The sequence below is a fragment of the Mycobacterium sp. IDUB_19 genome, assembly GCF_055419445.1.
The window spans coordinates 22,656-43,010 of the sequence record NZ_JBVAXR010000029.1; the positions used below are offsets into that span (position 1 = coordinate 22,656).

16 protein-coding genes are annotated in these 20,355 nt (G+C 65.1%); 6 read left to right on the forward strand and 10 right to left on the reverse strand.

The window, feature by feature from the left end:
* Positions 1-29: 29 nt before the first annotated feature.
* Positions 30-4,184, reverse strand: coding sequence for a type VII secretion protein EccCa (eccCa, locus tag ACZY0B_RS20240; protein ID WP_463765993.1), 4,155 nt, complete (start codon positions 4,182-4,184; stop codon positions 30-32).
* The gene (eccB, locus tag ACZY0B_RS20245) at positions 4,181-5,701 is read right to left on the reverse strand and encodes a type VII secretion protein EccB (protein WP_463765994.1); all 1,521 of its coding nucleotides are present in this window, start codon (positions 5,699-5,701) and stop codon (positions 4,181-4,183) included. The genes eccCa and eccB overlap by 4 nt, the downstream gene beginning before the upstream one ends.
* A gap of 408 nt (positions 5,702-6,109) precedes the next feature.
* Between eccB and malQ the strand changes: the two genes are divergently transcribed.
* From malQ to ACZY0B_RS20260, 3 genes are all read left to right on the forward strand, one after another.
* Positions 6,110-8,251 carry a 4-alpha-glucanotransferase gene (gene malQ, locus ACZY0B_RS20250; RefSeq protein WP_463765995.1) on the forward strand — a complete coding sequence of 714 codons (2,142 nt, stop codon included), beginning with the start codon at positions 6,110-6,112 and terminating at the stop codon, positions 8,249-8,251.
* Positions 8,252-8,351: 100 nt separating this feature from the next.
* Positions 8,352-8,822: a nuclear transport factor 2 family protein gene (locus ACZY0B_RS20255; protein ID WP_463765996.1), complete on the forward strand. Its 471-nt coding sequence runs from the start codon at positions 8,352-8,354 to the stop codon at positions 8,820-8,822.
* A 121-nt stretch (positions 8,823-8,943) separates the two neighbouring features.
* Complete coding sequence (locus ACZY0B_RS20260) at positions 8,944-9,234, forward strand: LapA family protein (RefSeq protein ID WP_463765997.1); 291 nt, start codon at positions 8,944-8,946, stop codon at positions 9,232-9,234.
* Between the two features lie 9 nt (positions 9,235-9,243).
* Here ACZY0B_RS20260 and ACZY0B_RS20265 read toward each other — a convergent pair whose 3' ends face one another.
* The 3 genes from ACZY0B_RS20265 to ACZY0B_RS20275 form a co-directional block, all read right to left on the reverse strand.
* On the reverse strand, positions 9,244-9,672 hold the full coding sequence (locus ACZY0B_RS20265) for a type II toxin-antitoxin system Rv0910 family toxin (protein WP_463765998.1): 429 nt from the start codon (positions 9,670-9,672) through the stop codon (positions 9,244-9,246).
* Between the two features lie 215 nt (positions 9,673-9,887).
* A complete protein-coding gene (locus ACZY0B_RS20270; RefSeq protein WP_463765999.1) occupies positions 9,888-10,301 on the reverse strand; it encodes a hypothetical protein in 414 nt (137 codons plus the stop codon).
* A gap of 331 nt (positions 10,302-10,632) precedes the next feature.
* Positions 10,633-11,190 carry a hypothetical protein gene (locus tag ACZY0B_RS20275; RefSeq protein ID WP_463766000.1) on the reverse strand — a complete coding sequence of 186 codons (558 nt, stop codon included), beginning with the start codon at positions 11,188-11,190 and terminating at the stop codon, positions 10,633-10,635.
* A 213-nt stretch (positions 11,191-11,403) separates the two neighbouring features.
* Between ACZY0B_RS20275 and ACZY0B_RS20280 the strand changes: the two genes are divergently transcribed.
* Complete coding sequence (locus ACZY0B_RS20280; protein WP_463766001.1) at positions 11,404-13,224, forward strand: DUF4407 domain-containing protein; 1,821 nt, start codon at positions 11,404-11,406, stop codon at positions 13,222-13,224.
* Between the two features lie 7 nt (positions 13,225-13,231).
* Here ACZY0B_RS20280 and ACZY0B_RS20285 read toward each other — a convergent pair whose 3' ends face one another.
* A complete protein-coding gene (locus ACZY0B_RS20285; RefSeq protein ID WP_463766002.1) occupies positions 13,232-14,446 on the reverse strand; it encodes a cytochrome P450 in 1,215 nt (404 codons plus the stop codon).
* 195 nt (positions 14,447-14,641) lie between these two features.
* Between ACZY0B_RS20285 and ACZY0B_RS20290 the strand changes: the two genes are divergently transcribed.
* Complete coding sequence (locus ACZY0B_RS20290) at positions 14,642-15,193, forward strand: TetR/AcrR family transcriptional regulator (RefSeq protein WP_463766003.1); 552 nt, start codon at positions 14,642-14,644, stop codon at positions 15,191-15,193.
* A 7-nt stretch (positions 15,194-15,200) separates the two neighbouring features.
* On the opposite strand, the gene ACZY0B_RS20295 is transcribed toward ACZY0B_RS20290, so the two are convergent.
* Together ACZY0B_RS20295 and ACZY0B_RS20300 are read right to left on the reverse strand one after the other, a co-directional pair.
* Positions 15,201-16,010, reverse strand: a complete 810-nt coding sequence (locus ACZY0B_RS20295; protein ID WP_463766004.1) for a DAPG hydrolase family protein — start codon at positions 16,008-16,010, stop codon at positions 15,201-15,203.
* Positions 16,010-17,350 carry an FAD-binding oxidoreductase gene (locus ACZY0B_RS20300; protein ID WP_463766005.1) on the reverse strand — a complete coding sequence of 447 codons (1,341 nt, stop codon included), beginning with the start codon at positions 17,348-17,350 and terminating at the stop codon, positions 16,010-16,012. The genes ACZY0B_RS20295 and ACZY0B_RS20300 overlap by 1 nt, the downstream gene beginning before the upstream one ends.
* 66 nt (positions 17,351-17,416) lie before the next feature.
* On the opposite strand from ACZY0B_RS20300, the gene ACZY0B_RS20305 reads away from it, so the two are divergent.
* Positions 17,417-18,163, forward strand: a complete 747-nt coding sequence (locus ACZY0B_RS20305; RefSeq protein WP_463766006.1) for an IclR family transcriptional regulator — start codon at positions 17,417-17,419, stop codon at positions 18,161-18,163.
* 245 nt (positions 18,164-18,408) lie between these two features.
* Here ACZY0B_RS20305 and ACZY0B_RS20310 read toward each other — a convergent pair whose 3' ends face one another.
* The gene (locus ACZY0B_RS20310) at positions 18,409-18,696 is read right to left on the reverse strand and encodes an ANTAR domain-containing protein (protein ID WP_463766007.1); all 288 of its coding nucleotides are present in this window, start codon (positions 18,694-18,696) and stop codon (positions 18,409-18,411) included.
* Positions 18,697-18,954: 258 nt separating this feature from the next.
* Positions 18,955-20,319, reverse strand: a complete 1,365-nt coding sequence (locus ACZY0B_RS20315) for a wax ester/triacylglycerol synthase domain-containing protein (RefSeq protein ID WP_463766008.1) — start codon at positions 20,317-20,319, stop codon at positions 18,955-18,957.
* Between the last annotated feature and the right edge of the window lie 36 nt (positions 20,320-20,355).

Sequence of the window (20,355 nt, forward strand, 5' to 3'; positions counted from 1 at the left end):
GCGAAAATCCCAACCCAGCGGCTGCTGTCTTACTTGTTGACTTCTGTCGCCGCCACCTGCACGAACACACCGGTGTCCTCGGCCATCAGCAGGCCTCGACCGCGGGGCAGCGGGCCGCCCTTCATCTTGCCGCGGATGAAGCCCTCGTCGGGGTCGGCGTCCATCACCAGCAATGGGGTGTTCGCCTGGTGCAGTGCCCGCAGGATCGGGTCGCTGCCCGCCGACGACCAACCACCGAACGTGCGGGTGACCAGGACATGCAAGCCGACGTCCGCGGCCCGGGTCACCCAAGGGGCGATCTGGTGCAGCGGCGAATCGAAGCCGGGTGGCAGCTGCTGGACGTCGTCGACGATCAGGAAGATCTCCGGACCGCTCCACCACGACCGCGACAGCAACTCCTGGGCGGAAAGCCCGGGCGGAGGCTGGCGAGTGGCCAGAACCGCGGCCAGCTCACCCACCAGCGCCTGCACGCCGTCGAGGTTGTAGGCGAACTTCTCCACATACTCGGTGCCCAGGACGGTTAGCAGCTGGCGGCGCGGGTCGACCAGCCAGACCTGCGCCGAGGGCTGCCCCGCCGGCGGTGGCGGTGCGGTGCTAGATCCGGGCGCATACAGCCGGCCGATTTCGGACATGATCGTGGCCAGCGTCGTGGTACGCCCGCATTCGCGTCGGCCCGTCACCATCAAGTGCGCATTCTCGGCGAAGTTGAGGTAGACCGGCGCCAAGTCCAATTCCGAGATGGCCCAAGCGATTCCGCCTACGCCAACACCTTGGCGGTGGTCCCGGGCAGCCAGCTCGCGGACCTGCTCCACACCGAAGCGTGCCGGCAGACGGCGGACCGGAGGCGCCTGGCCGCTGGCGAGCCGGCTGACGGCCGCAACCACACTGTCGGACTCGAAGATCTTGTCCGGAGTGTTGGCCAGTGCCGGCCGGGCCACCAACGTGTGCAGACCCGCCTGCGGGTCGCTGTCGAGTCGGACGTAGTTGACGGCGACCATGCCGCGCCCCGGTTTGACCGGGACGTCCTTGGCGAACCGGGACCGCACCAGCTTGGCATCTTCCACCGCGGCCAGGCGCAATTCGATCCGGGACCCGAACCCGCTCCGCACCGGCGGCCGCAGCTCCGATTCGCGATCGGCAGTGACCACAACGTGGACACCGAACGAGGGGCCCTGGTTGATGATCTGATTCACCTGCTCGATCAGCACCTCGTTTTCCTCGGCCAGCGCCCGGTAGTTGTCGATCACCAGGTAGACATCGCCGAAACCGTCGTTGGGCACCGGTCCCGCCTCGCCGCCGAACTTGCGGCGCCGGAACACATCCATCGATGCGATTCCATATTCGAGGAAGCTGCGCTTGCGGTCGCGCACCAGCGCCAGCAATTCGGCCACCGTCCGGCGGACGCCGTAAGGATCTGTCGGACCGGCTACCTCACCCACGTGCGGAAGACGCGCGATCGTGGTCAACGCGGTGCCGCTGTAAGCCAGGCAGTAGAACTGGATCTGCTCCGGCGTGTGGGTCAGCGCGGCCGAGCAGATCAGCGTCTGCAATGCCGTGGTCTTGCCCGCACCGCCGGCGCCCAGAATCAGGACGTTGGCGCCCGGCCCGGAGGTGTCGACTGTCCACGGCGGCTGATCGTGCTTGAACGGCCGGTCGATGATCCCGATCGGGAACACCAGATCCCGCGCGGTGCCGTACTCCTGGTTCCACGGGTGGCCGAGGAATCGGTTGACCAATTCGTCGATGGCGACGGGCTGTGTCAGCGGCGGCTGCCACAAGCGGTAGGGCTCGAAATCGATCTTGCGCAGCTGGTTGATGATCTCGGTGCCGACTTTCGGCGTCCTGATGCCTTCGTCGTCTTCCTCGGCCTCGGCCATCTCGCCGTTGCCGAGGATGGGTGGCGGCTCGATGTCCGGGCCACCAACGCTGACCTCGAGCGGGGTGAACGAGTTCGTGAACAACTGCGGGCGAATGTAGTCGATGCTGTGCACCAGCACCGGCGCATCTTCGCCGTCGATGGTGATCCCGCGGGAGTAGTAGTCGCGCCACAGGAACTCGGCCTGGAACCGGACGATGTCCTCGAGGCTCCTGCGGAAATAACCTAGACCGGCTTGGGCGGGCAGGTTCACGGCATTGGGCACACCTGCGGCCTGCGCCGCCCCCGCGGTACGCGCCTTCAGCACCAAGCGGTAACCCATGTTCTCCATGAGCTTTTCGGCACGGCTCTCGATGGTTTGCGAGGCCATCATCAGGTGGATCCAGTAGGCGCGGCCCTGACGCCCGATCGAGTCGAGCACGTCGACCGCGGTCGGCATGATGCGGAACCATTCGTAAAACTCGTCGATGACCACCACGAGCATCGGCAGCGGCGGCATGTCCTGGCCGCGGGCGCGCATCCTGAGCCGCACGGAGTTGTATTCCTTGGCGTCGTCGACACCAGCGTTGTCGCATACCGCCTTGCGGCGGGCGATTTCGCCCCACAGCGCGTCCAGGAAGCGCTCCATCAACGCCTGGTCTTCTTCGAGGTCGGTGATGATCCGCGAGACGTGTGGCACCCCGTTGAAGGGCTTGACCGCTGACCCACCCTTGAGGTCGGCCAAGACGAACTGCAGCTCCTCGGGTGGGTGGGCGAGCATCAGCGACTCGATCACGGTGCGCACCAACGTCGACTTACCGGAACCGGTTGTTCCGGACATGACTCCGTGCGGGCCGTCGCCGCCTTCGTCCAGCGACTTCATGTCCAAGAACAGCAGCTCGCCGTTATCGGAGCGATTGCCGAACGGTATCCGCAACCGCGAGCGGCCCATCGTGTCGGTGCGGGCAGCCCACAGCGCGTCGAAGTCGATCTCGGCAGGATCGTCAACTCCGTAGTAGGCCAAGATGTCTCGCGCGCCGATGTGGGTGACCCGCTGGCCGATCTCCTCGTAGGCCTCCGCGAGGCGCCAGTGCGCCAGCTTCTGCCCGAACTCTTCGGCCTCGGCGGCGCTGATCTGGTCGGTGAGTGCGAAGAACCACGGCTTGTCGTCGATCACCATCCAGGTGTCGCGGTCACGAGGCAGTGCCTCGATCACGCCTTTGTCATCGAACCGCAACGTCCGCTCCGGGACCGATGTCCACATCGAAGAACCGGTCAGGTCGAAGAACGTCACACCGTCGACACCTTCGGAGCTGATCACGTACTCCCATTGTGGATCAACGACATCGGCGATGATCACGGTGTGCGGCGTCGGCGTCTGTGCAGACGAACTGGCGTGGCGAGGCGTGAACGACCCACGGCCGGCGAATAATTCGGCTTGCTCCGCGGCGAACTCACGCACCGAGCCATAGACCATCCGCGCGTTACCCGCCGCGTCCTGGCGCCGGGAATCACCGAAGTGCGGCAGCCACTTGACCCAATCCCATTCTTCCAAGTCCGAACTGACCACAACCATCTGCACGTGGTCGGGGCCATGGGAGAACGCCAGCTGACAGACGATCGCTCGCATCAGTGCCAGTACCTGCGGGCGCTCGCCGATCAGCGCATACCAAGGTTCCACGAGCAGGGAAACCATCTTCGGCAGGTTGTAGACGACGCTCTGATAGCGACCGAATTCCTGAAGCGCCTTACCGGTCACCGGCTCCAGCTCGATGTCGGTCGGCATGTTCTGGGGCTCACCCCAGGTCACCTCGGGACGTGTCATACCGACACCGACCCGGACGACACCGAAATTGAGGTCTTTACCGTCGGGCTTGCGCTCCCACATCCGGGGCGATCCCACGGCAGCACTCAGCGTGTCGGGAGCCGGGTGGAACCACCGGTAGTTGGCGTCCATGCTGTCGGCCGACTCGTGGGCGGTCTCGCGCAGCATGTCCAGCATCAGCATGAACTGGGCGCGCATCGAGTCGAGCTTCGGGCGGCTCATCTGCTGCTGGCCGCCGAATCGGCCGCCGAACATCATCATCGCGACGCCGCCGATCATGAAGATCGGGAAAATCGAACCGGCACCGCCGAAGACGTGCGAGCCGCTGGCGAAGGTCATGGCGACCATACCGATCAGCAGGCCGACCACCAGGACGCCGACCACGACCATCCACCAGGGCTTGCCTTCCGGTGGCGGGATGCTCAACGGCGTCGGTAGGACGATGTTCTCCGGCTTGATGACCGGCGGCTTCTCGGCTGTCGGCCGGGCGAATCCACGTTTCACTTCGGTACCACCAACTCTGCAGGGGACATATCCATCGGGAGGGTGTCGTGCTCCACCAGCGCATCAGCCCGCGAAAGCGTCGGACCCTGCGGAAGGAGTCGGAGCGCCACCCAGGGCGCCAGGCCCGGTGTGGTCTGCAAACCCAACGCCTCACGCACGTCACGGGTGTCGTCCACGCCGAATCGGGCGCCCGCATCCGTCACCCACCATAGCGATTCGGTTGTCTTGGCACCGGGATCGTTGCCGGTCACGGCCACGAAATTGGCGAAGCTAGGACCGAAGTAAACCTGGTCGGCGGTGCGGCCGGTCGTATCCGACTTCACCAGTGACACAACCTTTTTCGTCTCGGACTGCCCGACCGGGATGGTCGGCCCGGACACCACCTGAATGCGGGCCCGGTTTTCGCCGCTGGTCTTCTCCCACCACCAGCAGGTCGCCGGGTTCTCTCGAAGGTCCATGACGTTCAACGGGTTGTCGGGATACGACGACAGATCCAGCTTGTTGACCACCGGCATCTTGGCCAACGCGGACGGCTCGACGGTCACCGGCTTGCTGTTGTTCGCACCACCGGCGTTCTGCATGATCTGCGCGACCAGTGGCGGCAGTGTCTGCACACCGTCGGCCAGCACCAGCGAATACTGCTGTGGCCCACTGATTTGTGGGGTGACGAGGATCGTCCCCACCGGGCCGGGGGCGCCGGGGAAGGTCGCGGCGCTGCCCGCATTCTGCACCTCTGGCACCGTCAGTTCGGGCCCGACCGGCAACGCGTCAAACAAGGCGCGGCTCATCGGTTTTGCCATGCTGATCTGTTCTGGCGTCAGCCCGAGCGGCAACAACACCGAGCGGTTCGCCGCGTCGATACGTGACCGGCGCCCTTCCCGGATGACCCAGGTGTCCCCGCTGTAGCTCAGGACGACGGCGTCCGAGCCGTTCAGTACCCGGCGGCGGCTGCTGAGGTCGGGCGTGCCGTCGATCACCGTGACGGTTACGCCGGACGGTGAACCGACCCCGGTCGAACCGGCCACCGTGTCGCAGATCAGCCACGACGACGAGGATGGCGTCTTCGTCCCGAAGTTTGACGGCGCCCCCGGAATACCCACCATCGGGCCACGCGGCACGTTGGCGATCTGGCTGGACCGAACCAGGTGAGGGTTGTCCGGGCGCCCCGTGATCAACCGCGCAGAGGCCAGGTTCAGCGCCGGGTACAACTTGTCGCCCACGCGGACGTACAACGCGCCTGAGTCGCGGTCGGCGATGATCGACGAATCCCCTACCTGGCCGGCCGGGCTGATGAATGAGTACAGCAGCGCACCCAGGCAGATCACCACGGCCGCAGACACGGACGCCACAATGGCCAAGGTCTGGCGGCGTCCCGGCTCGACCTCCATGCGGACCCGCCAGCGGGTCAGCGCCATCGAGGTTCGGCGAGCAAGGAATTGATAACCCGTCACCTGCGTGCGCGTCGATAGCCCGAGGCCGTACCCCGAGCCGCGCTGCCCGCGACTCTCTTCCGCCACTAATTCACCATCCGGTCTGCTAGAACGCCTGGACATCGTCCAGCGCGCGAATCACATCGATAACCGTAAGCCACCGGCAATGACCTCGCCACGTAGCGCAATGTGGCGTTTACTATCACGCCTTGTTACGTCCATCCGTCCAGCCGAGTGCGCAGCGACAGCAACGACCGGCTCAGCGCTGGCAAGCAGCACTGAGCTGGCAGTTTCCAAGTTTCCCACTGGATCCCCCGGCCGGATAATTCATCTCTCCAAGAGGATCGTAGCGACGGACGGCCCGCCCGTCCTGTCGAGCGGTGCTGCCCCGGCGACTTCGCTGACCTGCTGCGTCATCGCCCGCCAGCAAAAGCCGCGGCGGTCCTATCCCCGGCCGCGTCGTGCCGGACGGCTTTTGGCAGCAAGATGGGCGGCATGACTGAGCTCGCGCCTTCGTTGGTCGAACTTGCCGGCAGATTCGGCATTGCCACGTGGTACGAGGACTGGATGCGCCGCCAGGTGCGGGTATCGGAGAACACGCTGGTGGCTGTGCTCGCGGCGCTCGGTGTCGCGGCCGACACCGAGCAAGACCGGAACGAGGCGCTGACCCATCAATTGCGCACGTATTGGGCACGTCGATTACCCTCCACCATCGTCGCGCGCACCGGTACCCCGACGCGGTTCTGGGTGCACGTCACCCACGGTGATCCCGCCGAAGTGTTGTTGCGGCTCGAAGACGGCACCGTGCACGGTGGCGTGCAACAAGTCGACAACTTCACGCCCCCGTTCAATCTGGACGGGCGCTGGGTCGGCGAGGCCACCTTTGTCTTGCCGGCTGACCTGCCGTTGGGCTACCACCGTCTGCATCTGCGCTCTGGGGGCGCCGAAACGAGTGCCGCGCTCATCGTGACGCCCGACTGGCTCGGGCTGCCGGAGCAGCTCGGCGCGCGCCGGGCGTGGGGCTTGGCCGCTCAGCTGTACAGCGTGCGGTCCGAGCAGTCGTGGGGCGTCGGCGACCTCACCGACCTGACCGACCTGGCGGTGTGGTCGGCCTCCCGGCATGGCGCTGATTACCTGCTCGTCAACCCGCTGCACGCGGCCACACCCACGATTCCGATGGAGCCGTCGCCGTATCTTCCGACGTCGCGCCGCTTCTTCAACCCGCTTTATCTTCGCGTCGAATCCATCCCCGAGTACGCCGACCTGACCAAGCGGGGCCGGCTGCGCCGGTTGCGGGACGACGTCCAACAGCACGCCGGTCGGGTCGACGCCATCGACCGCGACAGCGCGTGGACGGCCAAGCGGGACGCCCTGAAGCTGGTTTACCGGGCGCCGCGGTCGGCGGGCCGGGAGCTGGCCTATGCGGCTTTCCGTGAGCGTGAAGGCAGCGCACTCGACGACTTCGCGATCTGGTGCGCGCTGGCCGAAAAATACGGTGGCGACTGGCATTGCTGGCCGAGTTTCCTGCAGCACCCCACCGCTATCGGCGTGGCCCGGTTCGCCGAAAAGCACGCGGACACGGTCGATTTCCACCGCTGGCTGCAATGGCAACTCGACGAGCAACTCGCGGCGACGCAGTCACAGGCGGTGCGGGCCGGCATGTCGCTGGGCATCATGCATGACCTGGCGGTCGGCGTGCATCCGAACGGGGCCGACGCCTGGGCCCTGCAGGATGTGCTGGCGCTGGGCGTCACCGCGGGCGCGCCGCCCGACGAGTTCAATCAGCTCGGCCAAGACTGGTCGCAGCCGCCCTGGCGGCCGGACCGGCTGGACGAGCAGGAGTATCGGCCGTTCCGTGCGCTGATAAGGGCGGTGCTGCGGCATGCCGGCGGTGTTCGCATCGACCACATCATCGGGCTGTTCCGGCTGTGGTGGATTCCGCAGGGCGCACCGCCCACCGAAGGCACCTACGTGCGCTACGACCACGAAGCGATGATCGGCATCGTCGCACTGGAGGCGCACCGCGCGGGTGCGCTGGTTGTCGGCGAGGACCTCGGCACCGTCGAACCGTGGGTCCGCGACTACCTCCTACTACGCGGGCTTTTGGGCACCTCGATTCTGTGGTTCGAACTGGACCGGGACGGAAGTGGCGGTCCGCTGCCCGCCGAGCGCTGGCGCGAGTACTGCCTGTCGTCGGTCACCACCCACGATCTGCCGCCGACCGCCGGTTACCTGGCCGGTGAACACGTCCGGCTGCGCGAGTCCCTGGGATTGCTGACCCGGCCCGCGTCCGAAGAGCTCGAGTCCGACCGGGCCGAGTTGGCGGCCTGGATGGCCGAGCTGCGCCGGGTTGGGCTGCTGGGCGAACACGACGCCGACCCCGAACAGATTGTTCTCGCCCTGTACCGCTACCTGGGCCGAACGCCGTCCAGGTTGTTGGGAGTGGCGCTGACCGACGCGGTCGGTGACCGGCGAACCCAGAATCAACCCGGCACCACCGACGAATATCCGAACTGGCGGGTTCCGCTGACCGGCCCCGACGGCCGGCCGGTGATGCTCGAAGACGTGTTCACCGATCGTCGGGCCGCCGCGCTCGCGGAGGCTGTCCGCACTGCGCTCGCGCCTCCAACTATCTAGCCGATCGCCTGTTAGCTTCAGGTGCCATGAAGTTCTCCGTTTCTGCCCCGGTTGCCGACGGTGTCGCCGGCGACCCCGGCGCGCAACGACTTTCGCTGCCATGACTCCATCGCCGAACGACCGAGCCGCGTTGAGCGATCTGGTCCACCGATATGCGGCCGGAGTCGACGACCGTCAATTCGATTCTGTGGCGGCGCTTTTCACGGCGGAAGCCGAGCTGATGGTCCCTGAGCCGCCGGCCACACTGAAGCCGATTCATTCGCATCACGGTCAGCAGGCCATCGCGACCGCGGTTGCAGCGGTTGCCGCCGTGGCGCGTACCGAGCACGCGATCGTCGGTGAGGTGTACGACGAGGGCCCGCGGCCCGGCACGGCGCGAGGCCGGATCGCGTGCGTCGCACATCACTGGACCCAGGGCGCCGAGCAGGTACTCGACGTGGCTTGGCATCTGCGCTATGACGACGAGTACGAGTCGACGGACGCCGGATGGCGGATCAGTCGCCGAGTGTTGACGGTCAATGCGATCGAAACGCGCCCGGTACGCCGGTTGCTGCCACCGGATCGGGACTGATCCGATCCCGCTGGAATCGCGCCTCCGCGTCAAAATCGTTTGGCCAGTCGGCGTTTCGGGTAGCCACCCAGAAGGCTCAGCCCGATGCCGTCGAATGGACAGAACCGCAATGGAGGTGCTGATGAGGCACGACAGCCGCGACCCAGTCGACCATGACCGAGCCTCCCGGCGGTGCGCGGATGGACCGCCGCGGGACGCCGTGCGAACACCCGGACTTATCGTGGTCGGGGCTGCTGTGCTCGCGCTGGTGGTGTGTGTCACCAATTTCGCGCTCGGCGAGGTAGGCGCGGGCATTAGTGCCGCGATCATCGGATTGATGGCCCTCGGTGCCGGCCTGGATTGGCTTGCCATGGACCGCAGGCGGATCCGCCAGGCCGAGCGGGACTGGTTCCTCAGCCATCCGACGGGGTAATCCCGGCGGCTATTGCATGGCGGCGAGGTTCTCCACCGACTTGCGCACATCAGACCGGAGCACCCTGGCCACAACCATGCCGACCGGCCCACTGAGTACGCCCCCACTGAGGTTGGCGGTGAGATCAAATGTCGACCCCGACTGCGTGTCGGTCACTGCCATTGCCACGGTGATCCGAATTCCGCCGCGACCGCGGCCTTGCAGCTCAATCGATTTGGGTTCGTCGTAGCGGGTCACTGTCCAGTGAACGACGTTGCGGAATCCCTTCACCTTGATGCACGACGAGATTTGGGTGCCCTTCTCGATCGTCGACGGCAGATCGCCGCGCCAACCGCCGAAAATCGTCATCCATTCGTCGAATCGACCCAGATCGGAAGCAAGTTTCCAGGCGGCGCCCGGGTCCAGGTCCGACGACGTCGAAACATCCACGTGTGCCAACCTTTGTCACTCCTTTTGGGACCTGCGGCGACCGCGTCTGCGCGCCGTGAATTGAGTCCTAGCCGCTGGGTTGCGTACCCGCGGCCGCTGACCCGAAACCCGGGCTCTTACTCGGGCTGTTGGGCCAGGAACTCGGTCAACGCGGCCGCTGACAAGCGTCCGGGGCCGCTACGGGCCCCGGACACAATTTGCCAGTGATGGACTGGTGCCGACGGTTACGTCGGGCAGACGCCTTTCACCCAGTCGCTGACGAGTTTGTTGTATTTCGTGTAGTCCGGGTCATCAAAGTGGGCACCGCCCGTGGTGACGAAGTGTTCGATCGCTTCCTTGACCTTCGCCGGCGGGTTGTACTTCTCGAGAGTGTCGGCGGCTTTGCGGGTGGCATCTTTGTCAGACGCGGTCAGCAGATCTGCGTTCGCGCCGGTGACGTCAACGCATTGACTGATATCCAGCGTGGTAGATGGTGCCGCCTCGGTGGTTTCGCTCGACGGCGACCCCGTGGTGGCAGACGCGGAAGAGGAACTCTTTGTGGTAGATCCGGGCGAATTCGCCGGTTTGCTACCGGACGAACAGCCCGATATCGCCAATCCGGCGACGAGCATTGCCGCGACCAACCACCGATGGGTCATGTGAGCCTCCTACATAGTCGATCTATCAGTCTGAAACGGGTATCGCACGGCCGTAGAGTAACCCACTACTACCGGAAGCGGTGCCAATTCTTCGGCAGTGGATTTGGTTTGCTCGCAACGCGAGCAGCCAGCGGCGGGTAGCCAGATCGGGTAAACGACTTATTGACATCGGAGCGGCGCAGGCTCCCTGCCGATCGGCGCGTCGAGCTTCAGGCCTGCGCTGAGAGGAAAAGTCGATCGGGGTTCAGAGTCGTGGAGGCATAAGACCTTGTGGCTCAATGGATTCCGGCTCGGCATAATCGGCTAAGGTACTCGGAAACCGTGTCACCGGTTAGGGCCAGGCCTCGTTCAACTTCTCTTCGACATCGATGATTTGCGCCGCTTGAGAGTGGGGTGCATCGATCTCGTCGGCGACGTACTGGGCGACGAATCGGCGAATCTCGCCGTCGACGCCGGCCAGAATGCGCAATATCTCGCCGCGGAACGATTTCGATGACACATTGACGGTGATATCGGAGGGCCGCGGCTTCGCGACGTCGACAATCAACACCAGCGGCTCGGCGGCACGTGCGGTCGCGCGCAATGCAATGTCTCCGGAAACCACAAACCGCTGCTTGTCGAGCCGTAAATCCAGGAGCAGATCGATGGATAAAGGAATGTGAATGACGAAGGTGATGCTGTCACCCAAACGTCGTGTGACGCGGGGCTCTTGGATCTTGACGTTTGCGCTGACCTTGGCAATCCCGCCGGGTCCCTGAGCAATCGGCTCCATGGCGAACTCGCTGCCGGCAATATCGGCGAAAGCCGCGGCGACACGCTCGGGGGTGACGGCGACCTCGAAGAATCTGCGTCCGAACTCTTCGTAGGTGACATAGTCGTGGTTTTGCATAGGCTTATACCGTCTCACGCCACTTGCCGGAACCTTCGCTGATCTGTCCGCGTCGCAGGAATTTCGCGTCGGATACCACCTGCGCAGACCGGGCGGCCGTGACGGCCCGATACCCATTCGAACGGGTTGTGAACAACACCACACGTCGGCGCTTCGGTTCGGTGTGTCGGCCGCTGGCCTGGGAAGCTTGACGACGGGAGGTGTTGGAGTCTGATGGGCGCCCACGAATTGATTGAGCCTCGCTCAGCCGTCTCCCGGGTCGAGGGGGTTCTCACCTGGCTTGGCGGCGGACACTGGCGCGAACTAGGTGAACGACACGAGCGGTCCACCCATGCCGTGGCGGGCGCGGTAGTGCTGCTCGGGGCTGTGCTGGCCTGGCTTGTGGCTTCGTTGGCCGTGAACGCGTCGACACGCTGGTCGCTATTGGCGATCGTCGCGCTGACCCTCGTGTTCGGTCTGCTGGTTGGGGCGGTGACTCGCGGCATCGCGAGCGGCCCCCACCGTGGCTGGGCGGGCATCGTGGGACGCGCGATTGTTGCTGCGGCAGTCGGCGTTGTCGTCGGCGAACTCGCCGCGCTCGTCGTGTTTTCGCACTCGATAGATCACCGTCTCGACGACCAGGCGCTGCGTACCGCCGATTCGGCGCCGGCCGTCGTGCAGGCCTCGTCGACGCTGCAACAGACGCGCGATTCGCGGAGCGGGCTGGATAACGCCGTTGCACAGGCCCGCAGCAACCAGGACAACGCCTTAGTCGTCGCACGCTGTGAATACCACCCCAGCCCGGCGTGCCCGCAGACTCGTATCACCGGCATTCCCGGTGCCGGGCCCGAAACCCGTACGGCGAATGAGCAGCTCGCCGACGCACAGCGTGAGCTCGACAACGCCTTGGCGGCTCGCGACCGCCAGGCGCCCGGATTGGACGCCACGATTGCCCACCAAGAGCACGCCGTCACCGAGGCGCGGCAACGCCTGCTCGCCGATGCGGGTCCGGGCGGGCTCGGCGCGCGCTGGATGGCCATGAACGACCTCACCTTCGCCGGCGTCGGGGCATTGATGTTGCGGCTGTTGACCATCGCATTTTTCGTGTTGGTCTACTTACTGCCCCTGATCCTGCGGATGTGGCGCGGCGAGACCACCCACGATCGCCACGCGACGGCGCGCGCGGACCGTGAACGCGCCGAGCTCGATGCGGACACCGCGGTAGCGATCAAGCGGGCTGAAATTCGTCGCGAGGCCGAAATGTTATGGGCCGAGCACCAACTCACCCAGGCTCGTCTGGCCATCGAGGCGCAGGTCGAAATCGACCGCGAGCAGCAGCGTCGTCGAGTCGCGGAGGTCATCGAGGGGCCGCGGCCCGCATCATCTCAGCGAACCTTCGAGCAGGTGGAGGAAGACATTTACCTGCCGATCGCCGCCGAAGCGGAGGCGGTCAGCCGGGCGATCGCCGAATTACCCTCCGGCGCAACGGATTCCCATGCCGAGGCGACGCCGGAGGTGGAGAACCTGCCGGCACAGGTCGAGCCGGCCGGTGAGGTTGAAGCGCCGGGCGAGCGCGGCACGCCGCTCATCCCGTCGCTTGAAGACGCAACTCGGGCAGCGGCCCGCTGGATTCGCCCGCTGGTGCCGCCCTTCGTCGCGCGGGCGATCGACAACACCACCGCGCCGCTGCGTACCGCGCGTCAGGTGTTCGAAGAAGTCGAGGAGATCACGTTCTCGCTCAAGCGCACTCGCAAGGTGACGCTGGACTCCGAGACCTCAGACCCCGGCGAGCGGCCGCCGCGTGCGTCCACCCCCGGTGAGACGCACCCCGGACGCATTCCCTCGCCGCGCGCACACCACGAGACCCACGCTGATCCGGCCCGGCAGCTAGGCAGGCGCCGCGAGAGCTCCTCGTTGCGGCTTTCCGCCAAAGATGCGGACGGCCTGGAGCTCGGGACGGCGGACAGCGGCCGTACGCGCGAATTGACGGAGCGCGACGGGCGGCGTGAGCTGCGTTCCCCCGAAGGCCCGCGCCAACTTCCACCCGGGAAATAGCTGCGGGTTATCCCACGGCTAGCTCGAGTCGTTCGAGACGGCGCACCAGCAGGCTGGGCATCCAACGCCCGACGTCGGCTTGCTCGATCGTCGAGGTCCGTTCGAGCAGCAGGCGCAATACGACGGTGGCTTCCAGGCGCGCCAGCGCCGCGCCAACACAGAAGTGCGCACCCTTTCCAAAACTGAGGTGCCCCTTGACCTCAGCGCGGTCAAGCAGAAACTCGCCGGGTTTCTCGAAATGGACCGGATCGCGGTTGGCCGCCCCCCACAACAGCAGCAGATGCGAGTCGGCCGGCAGCTCGACGCCGGCCAGGGTGGTGTCGTTTCGCACGTGTCGGTAATGGCCACGGAATGGTGGCTCGTAGCGCAACGTCTCCTCGATGAATGCCGTTAGCAGCGCAGGGTTTTCCCGCACCTGCCGTTGGATGTCGGGACGGTTCGCCAGTATCCAAGCCGCGCTGCCCAGCAACGACGCCGTCGACTCTCCCCCGGCGGCGAACAAGATCACCATCATCACCTGGGCGGCGACGGTGTCCACCTCGCCCGAGGCGCAGGCAACGGCAAGCTCGCCCAGCAGATTGTCCTGGGGATCGGCCGCGGCGAGATCGAATTGCTCGTTGATATAGGCGCTGAGTTCCATCACCGCGATACCCGCGGCGGTGAGCTGCTCTTCGCTGACCAGTCCTTCGACCATCTGGGTTGCCGCGTATCCCCATTTCATCAGTTGCGCGGTGTCGGTGTCGGGCACCCCGATCAGTTCCGCCACCACCATCATTGGCAGGCGATTGGCCATGTTATCCATCCATTCGATGTGCCCATCGCGCAGCGCCTCGTTCCACAGCCGCTCCGCGGTGTCGGCGGCGAATTGCTCGATCACGCGAATCCGCCTGGCCGCCAGTTGGCGTACCAACAGTTTCCGGTGCACGGCATGGGCAGGGTCGTCGGCGGTGGCCAGCACATGGGTCGAACCGCCGAGTGGCTCCATCTCGAACGCCTTGACGGCGCCCTCGGCGGTGTAGGTCATCGTGGCGGTGAGGTTCGACGAAAAGTCCTCGGGCCGCCCGATGACGTCATTGACAGCATCCCAGTCGCATACGGCGTAGAAGTCGGAGTCACCGATCCGGTGAACTGGGCCGGCCGCACGCATGCGCTCGTAGAGCGGGTAGGGATCTTGCAGAGCTTCGGCACCGAAGAACGTACCGGCGTGGGCTATGGCTGTCACCACTTCAGCGTGCGAACCCGGATATCCCCACGTCAACAGCCGTGCGGAAAGTTGAAAACGACCACTCGGTGGTACGGGGTCCGGCCGTCTCAGCGTGAATCCCGGACCAGCGACGATGGTGAGATGGAAGGCTAATATTGTCTCAGGCTTGAGGTATATGTGGTTCTGCTTCTCGGCCGAAAGGGTTGGTGACCGATGCCGCGTGACGACTGGTTAGTCGGCGATCGACGCGAAGCTGCCGCGGAGCGCATCTATGCGGCCGCCACCGAGATGTTCACGCGCGGGGGGTTGGAGGGCTTCGATATCGACGCGTTGGCCAAACGTGTTCATTGTTCGCGCGCCACCATTTACCGCTACGCCGGCGGGAAGGCCCAAATCCGCGACGCGGTCATCACCCGCGCCGCGTCGCGCATCATCGAAACGGTGCGCCACGCCGTCGAGACCATGAGCGGTCCCGAGCGGGTCGTCACCGCGATCACCGTGGCGCTGCAGCTGATTCGGGCCGATCCGCTGTATCAGCTCGTCTTCAACCCGGTCCGGGCGGACGACATGGGGTGGCTCACGGGATCGCCGCTATTGGCCGACTTCGCCTCGGAGCTCACCGGACTCACCGACGGTGACTCGCAGGCCGCGCACTGGGTGGTGCGCATTGTGCTGTCGTTGATGTACTGGCCCGTCGGCGATGACAAAGCCGAACGCGAGCTGGTGCAGCGCTTTGTTGCGCCCGCGTTCACCCACTCGGGCTGAAATGCGGCTACTCGTCGCCGAAAGCGGCGTAAAGCTCGGGAAGGAAGCCGGCCAGGTGATTCATCTCCTGCGCACAGTGCACAAGCAGATTGCGGGCGTTGTTCTCGGGGCTACCGAGGATGTGCGATGCTATGGGGCGCAGTGCTTTTGAGGCTATACCGGGAGCGTTGCGCACGGCGATATGAGGCCCGCCCATCCAAAATCGGGACCGCATTTCGGATCCGCTCGGGGTCGACCGCACGTGGTGGATGAACCACCCGACGTCCACCGGGGCGTCACTGGCGCCCAGCCGCGCACAAATCGAAACCGCATCCGCGCCGTCGGGTGGACAGCCCATCTCCGCCGGATCGACGAATTGGATTGCGCCATTGAGGATGGTCGAGCCGATGTACTCGCTGATCAACGACCAGCGGCCGATGTAACGCTGGGCGCCTTGGCGGCCGGCGTCGTCGCCGTCCTTCCACGCGGCGGACAGATGCGCCCGCGGGTGCCACAACTTGTAGCGGCGGGTGTCACTGCCATGCCAGCCGAACCACCAGGACCACATCCCCGGCGTGACGCCTGGCATGTCCGTGCGGACCGACACGTGATAGCTCCCGTCGTCGAGAACTCCATAGCCGTTCTCGGTCTGCTGGTATCCCGCGTCGGCGACGGTCGCGGCCTCGTCGAACGCCACCAAGGCCATCCCGCCTTGCGGGCCATGCTGTAGCGCCTCGACGACATGTGTTGGTAGCGGGGCCATTTCGGGATTGAAGAACTTGCCGAACGGCGTGTTCGCGTCGTCGTTGCGGTAGCCGAGGTAGAGGTCGCCGGCCATCAGAGTCGCCCCATCCAGGCGTTGAACAGGCCATCCGGGTCGTAGTCGGCTCGGATTTTATCCAGGCGGGCCATGGCCTCATCGCTGGCGAACCGTGCCGGTCGCTGGCCGAGGTTTTCGTCGGCGAGCTGAATGCCGGTGGCCAGATGCGACATCGCGGCCATGTGGGACTGCGCCCAGCCGGCGTATTTCGTTTCGTCGGCGGGGTCCTTCCACGAGCCGTAGAGCGCCAGGTAGATGTCATCTTCGATGCTGTAGGCCATGTCCTGGCGGGGTGGGACCGGCCCCCAGTTCAGCCAGAGGAAGTGCGCAGGATGGGGAGGCATGGTCTCGAGGATGTTCCGGATGCCCGGGAGCAGGTCTTCGGCCGACGCCGACGTCCACATGTTGTCCACCGCGTAGTAATGGTCGGACAGGTAGTGGGTCATCGCGACGTCATACCAGGTGGGCAAATCGGTTGGCATATAAGGGACTTTGACGAGCGCCTTGTCAGCGACCGGGCAGGTCCCGAATATGGCGAGCGCCTTTTCGGCTTCCTCCTGGGAATCGGCGAACGCCGGTGACGCAAAAGAGATCACGGGACTGTCTATTCCCATAGTGGGTTCACCCCGTGAGGCGACGGCTTGTAGCTCGACCCGAGGGTCAACTTCGGCGCCGATGCTGCGAGCCCACGCATAAACCTCGTCGGCCAACTCGAACGGATAGAGATAGGCGCTGGTACCACAGACTGCGGGACGCCGGTACAGCTTGAGGTGATACGACGTCACGACACCAAAAAAACCGGGGCCGGCGCCGCGCGCGGCCCAGTACAGGTCGGCATGATTGTCTTCGTCGCAGTGGATCTGCTCGCCGTCGGCGGTAACGACGTCGACACCGATGACACTCTCGCAAGCCGGACCGTAGATCCGGCTGTTCCAGCCGTATCCACCCTGCAGCAGATACCCGCCGAGACAGACGCCTTTGCAGTGGCCGCCTGGAAAAAACAGGCCCTGCTCTTGCAAGTCGGCCATGAGCAGGCTGCCGCCCTTGCCGGGACCGACCACGGCGAGGCTCTTCTCGGCGTCGATCGTGACGTGATTGAGGCGGCTGACGTCGAGCAGCACCGCGCCATCGCGAAGATGGCTTGCCGCAAAGCTGTGTCCACCCGAGACGATGCTGACCTTGTGGCCGTTGGCCTTGGCGTAGCGCAGGCCCGCGGCGATGTCGTCGGCGTCGACGGCCGCAACGATCAGCTCGGGGTAACGCTCGGGAACTCGCGCATGCCAAACAGTTCCGCTGCGGGCGGCTTCGTATCCCTCGTCGCTGCGAAAAAAGTGCCGCCCTGCAGGTAGCGAACTCATCATGAGCTCCTTTGATCCAGAATACGGTTCTTGGTAGTTCGGAATGCGGAACACTATAGTGGAATAGTGCCGCCCACGGAACCCACTCCGCCAACGAATCGCGACGAAGGCATCCAGGTGCTGCGCCGCGCCGCCGCCGCATTGGATGAGATCGCCGCCGAGCCCGGACAGCTCCGCCTGGTCGACCTCGGTGAGCGACTTGGGCTGGCCAAATCCACGGCGCGCCGGCTGCTGGTCGGCCTGGTGGAAGTCGGATTGGCCAAGGTTGATTCGCAAGGCCATTTCTCGCTGGGTGAGCGCTTGCTGGGTTTGGGCAGTGCGGCCGGAGCGCATGTCTCGGCGCTGTTCCGGCCGACGATCGAACGGGTTGCGGGTGCAACCGACGGTGAAACAGTCGATTTGTCCGTGTTGCGTGGACAGCGGATGTGGTTTGTCGACCAGATCGAATCGTCGCACCGGCTTCGAGCGGTCTCTGCCGTCGGTATCCGGTTCCCGCTGGAGGTGACCGCCAACGGCAAGGCGGCGCTGGCGACTCTCGCCGACGCCGAGGCGGAGGCGGTGATCTCCCGGTTCAATTCCGGCGTCGCCGAGCGGTTGCGCCGCGAAACCGCCGAGATCCGGCGCACCGGAATTGCTTTCGACCGCGGCGAACACACCCCGGGGATTTCGGCGGCCGCTATCGCGCGACGGACCGTCGGCGACAACATCGTTGCCATCTCCGTGCCGGCGCCCACCGAACGCTTCCTGGAAAAGGAGCAGCGCATCATCGCAGCATTGCGCACGGCGGCCGATTCACCGGCGTGGACTCGTTGACAGGGAGTGAAGGAGCGGTGAAGATCCGCTGACGGACCGCCGCTAGGGCCGGCCGCGGCGCACGATTGTCGCGGGCTCGATTTTCTTCCAACGGTGCCTGAGGCCTCGCGACCGTCCCGGCCACCGGAGTTCGAGCGGAAAAATGTTGTGCTCCAACGGCTTTAGATCGGCGGGCCGTTGGCAATGGTTGGCACGGCCGTGGTACCCCCCAGGGACCCCGGCCGCGCCAAGTTCTTGGTTACCCGTCAACAGCTCAGAGCTGCCGCTCCGGTGAACAGCTGTCCCCACTCGTGGCGCGCAGCCGACTGCGCCTCAATGAAGCTGGATGTCTTCTCGCCTTCGCCTGCGAGGTGCACGAGCGCCCATGCCATCGCGAATACCGGAACCCGGTGGCGCACTGCCGCGTTGTGCAATTCGTCGAAAGCCGTCTCCGAACGGCACCGGCGAAGTCCAATGATGATCCCCCGCGCGGTGTCCAGAATGCGGCTGGAGTTCGGGCCACACGAAGTCTGTGTGGGAACCCAGTTCGCCATGCTGCGCATACCTCCTGTTGCGCCCCAACGAAAATTCGCTACCCGACATAGCGAACAAGAATCCCTGCGAGAACTGATAACTCGCCACCGTGATTCTCAAAGGCGCACTGTGCCATGATTTGTGGATCGGGGCCATTGCGCCAGACAGTGGTTCACTTCGGTATGCAGCTGTAACCGTTTCGCGACCGACTAGCTGCCACTGCACGACCCGCCCAACCCGGCCGATCGACCCGATGGATGCCGGCAATCAAGCGCGAATTAGCCTGCTAGGACTAGTAATTCATCAAATCCGGCGACGATGGCGTCATAAAAGACGTCGTAGTCGGGTATCGCTGCGGTATCGACGTTGATGCCCAGGGCGCAGGTGTCGACGTAGGTCAGCAGTGTGACGTTGACTGACGCGCCGATCGTCGGACCGAACGCGTATTGCGCGCGTACCGCCGCGCCGCCCAGAAAAACCGGCACCGGGACACCCGGCACGTCGCTGGCCAGGAAATCGACGTGGCGCAGTACCGAACCGATGTACCACCGCGGCATCAGGTTCAACGCGCCGGCAATCACCTGCGTGTAGGGCAGCGATCTTTCATCACGTACCGCCCCGGTGCGCTGGTGTATTGCCTTGATCCGTGCTGCTGGGTCCGCCTCGCCCACCGGCACGTCGAAGCGCATCAGCGTGATGCGGTTTCCTCCGATCCCGTCGGCCTTCGTTCGTAGGCTGATTGGCATCGTCAGGTGTAGGTCGCCAACCGCAACGCCGTGCTTCTCGTGGTACAGACGTAACCCACCGGCCACGCCGGCGACAAACGCGTCGTTCAGCGCCCCTCCGCATCGGTGCGCGGCTTCCCGTAGCAGCGGCATCGGAACGTCGTAAACCCCGAGACGGCGGATCATGCCGCGGTCCGTTACCAATGGAGACCCCGTCCGCGCTATCGGCCGAACCGTCCGGTAGACGGACGCCGCGGTGGCCGCTGCCGATCGGATCGTCGCAACCGGCCGCCGAACACCGTCGTACATCAGCCGCGGCGCCCACTTGACCGCGCCGGTCAAGACGCCGCCGAGCAAGCCGGTGTCATAGCGCCAGGTGTCGCGGTATCCGCTGAGGGGCGATGGCTTCGATACCTTCGGCTCGGGCGGCAGGGGTTCATGCTCCGATAGTTCTGCCGAAAGGTTGAACAGGGTCATCGCGATCTGGATGCCGCCGATTCCATCCGTGAGGGCATGGTGGAACTTGCAGATCATTGCCGCGCCACCGTTCTCAAGGCCGTCAATCAGCGTTGTCTCCCACAGCGCGCGGGCCCGGTCGAAGTCCTGCATCTCGGCCAATCGGGCCATCTCGAGAACGTCATCGAGTGTCCCAGCCCCGGGAGCGGCAGTTCGCCGGATGTGGTAGTCGAGGTCGAAGTCCCGGACAGGCTCCCACCGGGGCGGAGCAGGCGGCGGCGACGCCACCACCCGCTGTCGAAACATCGGCATTTTTCGGCTGATCAGGTCGAATCGCTCCCGGACCTCGCCCCAGTCCGGGGACCGATCCAACAGTACGACGCTCACCACGGTTGATCGCAGCCGTGGATCACTTTCCATCGCCCAGGTGAAGGCGTCGCTGTTGCGCATGAATGCAGTCATTGGTGTGCTCCAGGCGCAAACCTACGGGTGGCGGTG

What these genes read in the sequence shown, in the direction of transcription:
- ACZY0B_RS20280 (WP_463766001.1), top strand. Translation starts at nt 11,404, where the DNA reads ATGGGCGCCCACGAATTGATTGAGCCTCGCTCAGCCGTCTCCCGGGTC.
- ACZY0B_RS20295 (WP_463766004.1), bottom strand. Translation starts at nt 16,010, where the DNA reads ATGGCCGGCGACCTCTACCTCGGCTACCGCAACGACGACGCGAACACG.
- malQ (WP_463765995.1), top strand. Translation starts at nt 6,110, where the DNA reads ATGACTGAGCTCGCGCCTTCGTTGGTCGAACTTGCCGGCAGATTCGGC.
- ACZY0B_RS20255 (WP_463765996.1), top strand. Translation starts at nt 8,352, where the DNA reads ATGACTCCATCGCCGAACGACCGAGCCGCGTTGAGCGATCTGGTCCAC.
- ACZY0B_RS20260 (WP_463765997.1), top strand. Translation starts at nt 8,944, where the DNA reads ATGAGGCACGACAGCCGCGACCCAGTCGACCATGACCGAGCCTCCCGG.
- ACZY0B_RS20270 (WP_463765999.1), bottom strand. Translation starts at nt 10,301, where the DNA reads ATGACCCATCGGTGGTTGGTCGCGGCAATGCTCGTCGCCGGATTGGCG.
- ACZY0B_RS20310 (WP_463766007.1), bottom strand. Translation starts at nt 18,696, where the DNA reads ATGGCGAACTGGGTTCCCACACAGACTTCGTGTGGCCCGAACTCCAGC.
- ACZY0B_RS20300 (WP_463766005.1), bottom strand. Translation starts at nt 17,350, where the DNA reads ATGAGTTCGCTACCTGCAGGGCGGCACTTTTTTCGCAGCGACGAGGGA.
- ACZY0B_RS20275 (WP_463766000.1), bottom strand. Translation starts at nt 11,190, where the DNA reads ATGCAAAACCACGACTATGTCACCTACGAAGAGTTCGGACGCAGATTC.
- ACZY0B_RS20290 (WP_463766003.1), top strand. Translation starts at nt 14,642, where the DNA reads ATGCCGCGTGACGACTGGTTAGTCGGCGATCGACGCGAAGCTGCCGCG.
- ACZY0B_RS20315 (WP_463766008.1), bottom strand. Translation starts at nt 20,319, where the DNA reads ATGACTGCATTCATGCGCAACAGCGACGCCTTCACCTGGGCGATGGAA.